This window comes from Synechococcus sp. R55.2, from assembly GCF_047462075.1.
In the GTDB taxonomy this organism is placed as follows: domain Bacteria; phylum Cyanobacteriota; class Cyanobacteriia; order Thermostichales; family Thermostichaceae; genus Thermostichus.
In genome coordinates this window covers 1-748 of record NZ_JANSIH010000208.1, presented here as the reverse complement: position 1 = coordinate 748, position 748 = coordinate 1, and the positions used below count along the sequence as shown (strand labels likewise).

The window sequence follows — 748 nt, the reverse complement described above, 5'->3', positions numbered from 1 at the left end:
CGATCCCGCCCCTGCCCACTCCCAATCCCTCTCCCAGCATCGTTGGCCTGCCTCCAGGCCCCTTGGCTGCCCTGAGGTTTACTAAGAGCTTTAGTCCTAGCACAACTTCACCAAACGCTCCCGTAACCCTAAGCTTCACAATCATCAACAACTCCGGGATCCAACTGACTGGCCTCAACTTTGCAGACAACCTGCCTGCAGGGTTAGTTGTTGCCACTCCGCCCAACTTCACCAATACCTGTGGTGGATCATTTGCTCCGACTTCAGGCGCGGCCCTAATCACTCTAATCAATGGAACACTGGCTGCCAATGCAACTTGTACAGTTACTGTTCAAGTTGTTGCTGCAGGCACAGGTACCTATACTAACCCAGCCGTAACTCTGACCAGTAACCAAGCTCCTCCTGTTCAAAGCACACCTGTTAATCTGTCAGTGATCTCGGTTCCTGCTCCAACGTTCAATAAGCAGTTTGTTCCTAACTCGACTCAAAACGGCAACGTCGTGGCTGTTGTCTTCACAATTACGAACACTGCAACTGTTCCCATAACCGGCCTCAGTTTCATCGACATTTTGCCCAGCACTCCGGCTCAATTACAAATTACGACTCCAGCAGTTACCTCAAACACCTGCGGTGGCACGCTGACAGCAAATGCTGGTACGACCGCGATTTCTCTCACGGGCGGAAGCCTAGCCGCAGGCGCCTCCTGCGTGGTTTCTGTATCGGTCGAACAAATTACCCCCATGACTAT

At 52.3% G+C, this 748-nt stretch carries 1 protein-coding gene; it reads left to right on the top strand.

Annotation, left to right across the window (positions count from 1 at the left end; translation table 11 throughout):
- Positions 1-62 precede the first annotated feature (62 nt).
- Positions 63-748 (top strand): hypothetical protein (locus tag NW838_RS07340; RefSeq protein WP_414427774.1); only part of this gene is annotated, 686 nt, incomplete at its 3' end.